This window comes from Streptomyces composti (assembly GCF_012034205.1).
Lineage (GTDB): Bacteria > Actinomycetota > Actinomycetes > Streptomycetales > Streptomycetaceae > Streptomyces > Streptomyces composti.
Window position 1 is genome coordinate 1 of record NZ_JAATEM010000064.1, and the last position, 5,394, is coordinate 5,394.

Annotated in this window: 2 protein-coding genes; both read left to right on the forward strand. The window is 72.8% G+C overall.

Annotated elements, in window-relative coordinates; genetic code table 11:
• A partial coding sequence (locus HCJ93_RS28855; protein WP_167998780.1) for a type I polyketide synthase occupies positions 1-2,940 on the forward strand: 2,940 nt, incomplete at its 5' end.
• Between the two features lie 138 nt (positions 2,941-3,078).
• A partial coding sequence (locus tag HCJ93_RS28860) for a type I polyketide synthase (protein ID WP_167998781.1) occupies positions 3,079-5,394 on the forward strand: 2,316 nt, incomplete at its 3' end.

Consider the following 5,394-nt stretch of genomic DNA (forward strand, 5'->3'; position numbering starts at 1 on the left):
TTCCTCACCTCAGCAGCACACCTCCACACCCACGGCCACCCCATCAACTGGCCCACACACGGCGGCAACCACGCCACCGACCTCCCCACCTACCCCTTCCAGCACCAGCGCTACTGGCCCGCGTCGGCCGCCGCACGGCCCGTCGACGCCGAATCCATCGGGCTCGGCATCGCCGGACACCCGCTACTCGGGGCGGCGGTAGAGCTGGCGGGCACGGGCACGCACCTGTTCACCGGGCGGCTGTCGTTGCAGAGCCACCCCTGGCTGGCCGACCACGCGGTAGCCGGCACCGTCCTGCTGCCCGGCACCGGCTTCCTCGAACTCGCCCTCCAGGCCGGCCACCACGTCGGCTGCGGCACCGTGGAGGAACTCACCCTGGAGGCACCCCTGGTGCTGCCCGAGAAGGGTGGCGTACGGATCCAGCTCGGGCTCGGGGAGACCGACGACTCGGGTCGGCGGGAGCTGAACCTGCACTCGCGTGCGCAGGACGCCGGGGACGACGAGCCGTGGACCCTGCATGCCACTGGCACGGTGGCTCCCAGCGGTGCACAGCAGTCGCCGGGGCCCGATGCCGATCTGGCCGCCTGGCCGCCCGCCGGGGCGGACGCGATCACGGTGGCGGATGCCTACGACCGGCTGGCCGCGCAGGGTGTCGAGTACGGCCCTGCCTTCCAGGGGCTGCGGGCCGCCTGGCGGCGCGGTGACGAGGTGTTCGCCGAGGTCGCCCTGCCGGACGCGGAGTCCGCCGAGGCCAAGGAGTACGGCATTCACCCGGCGCTGCTCGACGCGGCGCTCCAGCCGCTGGGGCTGGGTGTGCTGCTGGCCGAGCCCGGTGAGGGACTCACCCGGCGCCCGTTCGCATGGAGTAGGGTGACCCTCCACGCCCAGGGCGCGAACGCGGTCCGGGTGCGGATCGCCCTGGCCGGTGAGGACGCCGTGTCCGTCTCGGTGGCCGATTCGGTGGGCCGTCCTGTCGCCTCGGTCGACGTACTGACGCTGCGGCAGGTCGGCACCGAGCAGCTAGCGGGAGCGCGGGAGGCGCGGGGCGACTCGCTGTTCCGGGTGGAGTGGGTGCCGGTCGCGGTGTCGCGGTCCGGCGCGCCGGCCGGACGCTGGGCCGTCGTCGGCAACGGCAGTGGTCACAGCACCATGGATGTGTACGACGACCTCGGCAGCCTCGCCGCCGCAGCCGCGCCCGTCCCCGAGCTGGTCTTCGCCCCCTTCCCGGACACCACCGACGGCACCACGGCGGACGCCGGCACCGCAGACGCCGTACGCCAGGTCACGCACCGCGCCCTGGACCTCGTACAGGCGTGGCTGGCCGACGACCGGTTCGCCGCGTCGCGGCTGGTCATCCTGGCCGGGCGGGGCCTGACCGGTGCACCCGTCTGGGGTCTGGTCAGGTCGGCGCAGGTGGAGAATCCGGGCCGGTTCGTGCTCGTGGAGACGGACGGCGGCGAGCCCGACTGGGAGACGCTGGCGGCCGCTGCGGCCGGCGACGAGCCGCAGCTGCGGCTGCACGGCACCGAGGTCGGCGCACCGCGGCTGGCTCGTGCCGAGCGCCCCGAGGAGGTGGAGTCGGGGTTCGCGCCCGAGGGCACGGTCCTGCTGACCGGTGCCTCGGGTGGGCTCGCCCGGCTGCTCGCCCGGCATCTGGTGGCCGAGCGCGGGGTGCGGAACCTGCTGCTCACCAGCCGCCGCGGGGCCGCCGCCGACGGGATGCCGGAGCTGGTGGCCGAGCTGACCGGGCTCGGTGCCACGGTCGAGGTGGCCGCCTGCGACGTCGCCGACCGGGAGGCGCTGGCTGGGCTGCTGGCCTCCGTACCGCCGGAGCGTCCGCTCACCGCCGTGGTGCACACCGCGGCCGTCCTGGACGACGGGGTGGCCGAGGCGCTGACGCCGGAGCGGGTCGACCGGGTGCTGCGGCCGAAGGTCGACGGCGCGCTGAACCTCCACGCGCTGACCGAGGATCTGGACCTGTCGGCGTTCGTGCTCTTCTCCTCCCTGTCGGGCACCCTCGGCGGGGCGGGGCTGGCCAACTACTCGGCGGCCAACGCCTTCCTCGACGCCCTCGCCCGCCACCGGCACGAGCGCGGACTGCCCGCCGTGTCGCTGGCCTGGGGACTGTGGGAGCAGCGCAGCGGTATGGCCGGGCGGCTGAGCGACGTGGACCTGGCCCGGATGTCCCGGGTCGGTGCGGCGCCGATGTCCGCTGACGAGGGCCTGGCCCTGTTCGACGCCGCCACCGCGCTGGGCGACGCCGTGGTCGTGCCGGCCCGGCTGGATCTGGCGGAGCTGCGCGCGCAGGCGGCGGCCGGTGTCATGGCGCCCCTGTTCCGCGGTGTCGTCCGCACGTCGGCCGTCCGGCGTACGGCGGCCGCGTCCGGGGGCCGTACCGAGGAAGCCGCGTCCGGGATCGCCGGCCGGCTGGCAGGGCTGGCCCGGGCCGATCAGGAGCGGATGCTGCTGGATCTCGTACGGGAGCAGGTCACGGCCGTGCTCGGGCATGCCTCGCCCGAGGAGGTACGGGCGAACCGGGCCTTCAAGGATCTCGGGTTCGATTCGCTGACCTCCGTCGAGCTGCGCAACCGGCTCCGGTCGGCGACCGGGCTGCGGCTGACGCCGACCCTGGTCTTCGACTATCCGAACCCGGCCGCCCTCGCGCAGCGGCTGCTGGACGATCTCGTACCGCAGGCGCAGGAGGACGGACTGCCTCTCTCGGCGGAGTTGGAGCGGCTGGAGGCCGCGTTCCTCGAATCCACCCTGGACGACGACGCGCGAGGCAAGATCGCGGCACGGCTGCAGGCCCTGCTCTGGAAGTGGGACGACACCCGCGGCACCGCGATCGAAGACGAAGGGCCCGCGGAGGACGGGGAGTTCGACCCCGTCAGCGACGACGAGATGTTCGACCTCATCGACAAGGAGCTGGGCCAGCTCTGATCCCGTCTCCGCTCCGCCCCTCGCCGGCGGCGCCGCCCTCTCCTCCCCACCGTGCCACCTGACCACTGGCCCTTCCCGGCCTTTCTAGGACGTGACCTGATGTCAAAGCCCGCCCGTTCCTCCAACGCTGCCCAGAACATGACCGAGGACAAGCTCCGCGACTACCTGAAGCGGGTCGTCAACGACCTGCGCCAGACCCGCCGCCGGCTCAACGAGGCCGAGGCCAAGGACCACGAGCCGATCGCCATCATCGGTATGAGCTGCCGTTTCCCGGGTGACGTCCGGTCCCCGGAGGACCTCTGGCAGGTCGTCGCCGAGGGCCGCGACGCGATCTCCGCGTTCCCCGACAACCGCGGCTGGGACCTGGAGGCGCTCTACGACGCCGACCGGGACCGCTCCGGCACGTCCTATGTGCGGGAGGGCGGATTCCTGTACGACGCCGCCGACTTCGACCCCGCGTTCTTCGGCATCTCGCCCCGCGAGGCCCTGGCGATGGACCCGCAGCAGCGGCTGCTGCTTGAGACCTCCTGGGAGGCCTTCGAGCGGGCCGGCATCGACCCGCAATCGCTGCGCGGCAGCAAGGCCGGCGTCTTCGTCGGCAGCAACTACCAGGACTACGCAACCCGGTTGCCCGAGGTGCCTGCCGAGCTGGAGGGGCACCTCGGTATCGGCAACACGCCGAGCGTGGTGTCCGGCCGGGTGGCGTACACCCTCGGTCTGGAGGGCCCGGCCGTCACCGTCGACACGGCCTGCTCCTCGTCGCTGGTCGCCCTGCATCTGGCCTGCCACGCGCTACGGCAGGGCGACTGCTCGATGGCGCTGGCCGGGGGCATCTCCGTGATGTCCTCGCCGGCCTCGTTCATCGAGTTCAGCCGACAGCGGGGGCTGGCGCCGGACGCCCGCGTCAAGGCCTTCGCGTCGGGCGCGGACGGCACGGCGCTGTCCGAGGGCATCGGCATGCTGCTGGTGGAACGGCTCTCGGACGCGCGCCGCAACGGGCACCGGGTGCTCGCCGTGATCCGCGGCAGTGCCATCAACCAGGACGGCGCCAGCAACGGCCTCACCGCCCCCAACGGCCCCTCCCAGGAGCGGGTCATCCGCCAGGCGCTGGCCGCGGCCCGTCTGACGCCCGACCAGGTCGACGTGGTCGAGGCACACGGCACCGGCACCAAGCTGGGCGATCCCATCGAGGCGCAGGCGCTGATCGCCACGTACGGCCAGGACCGCCCGGCCGACCGGCCCCTGTGGCTGGGCTCGGTGAAGTCCAACATCGGCCACACCCAGGCCGCCGCCGGTGCCGCCTCGATCATCAAGATGGTCATGGCCCTCGATCAGGGCCTGCTGCCCCGCACTTTGCACGTGGACGAGCCGTCCTCCCGTATCGACTGGGAGGCCGGGGCCGTCTCGCTGCTCACGGAGGACGTGCAGTGGCCGGCGCTCGACCGGCCGCGCCGTGTCGGCATCTCCTCCTTCGGCATCAGCGGCACCAACGCCCATGCCGTGCTGGAGGAGGCTCCGCCCGTCGAGGCGGACGAGGAAAACGAGGAACAGGACCACGCCACACCGGCGGGCGTCGTGCCGTGGGTGATCTCCGCCCGGACCGCGGAGGCGCTGCGCGCCCAGGCACGACAGCTGCGTGAATACGTCGATCAGCGGCCGGACCTGGACACCGCGGAGGTCGCCCACGCGCTGGCCACGACCCGCTCCGCGTTCGAGCACCGCGCGGTCGCCCTGGGCGGCAGCACCGGCGAACTCCTCAAGGCCCTCGACGCCCTCGCCCATGGCGAACCCTCGCCGCACGTCGTCCAGGGCGTCGCACCGGACGAGACCGGCAAGACCGTGTTCGTGTTCCCGGGGCAGGGGACGCAGTGGGCCGGTATGGGTGCCGAACTCCTTGACTCCGTACCTGTGTTCGCGGAGTCGATGGCTCGCTGTGAGGAGGCGCTCGCGCCTTACGTCGACTGGTCGCTGTCCGAGGTGCTGTGCTCCGGCGCGGAGTTGGACCGGGTCGACGTCATCCAGCCTGTGACCTGGGCGGTGATGGTGTCCCTCGCCGCGACCTGGCAGGAACTCGGTGTCCGTCCGGATGCGGTCGTCGGCCACTCCCAGGGCGAGATCGCCGCCGCGGCTGTGGCGGGTGCGCTTTCGCTGGAGGACGCGGCCAAGGTCGTCGCCGTACGCGCCAGGATCATCGGCGAACACCTCGCCGGGCTGGGCACGATGGCCTCCATTCCCCAGCCCGCCCGCGTGATCGAAGAGCGCCTTCCGAGTGGCGTAGGCATCGCCGCGATCAACGGCCCTCATACGACTGTCGTCTCGGGCGACAAGGACGCCGTCGAAACCCTGGTCACAGAGCTGCAGGGCCAGGACATCCGGGCCCGGCTCATCCCCGTCGACTACGCCTCACACTCCGCACACGTCGAGGCCATCGAAGCCCAACTGGCCGATGCGCTC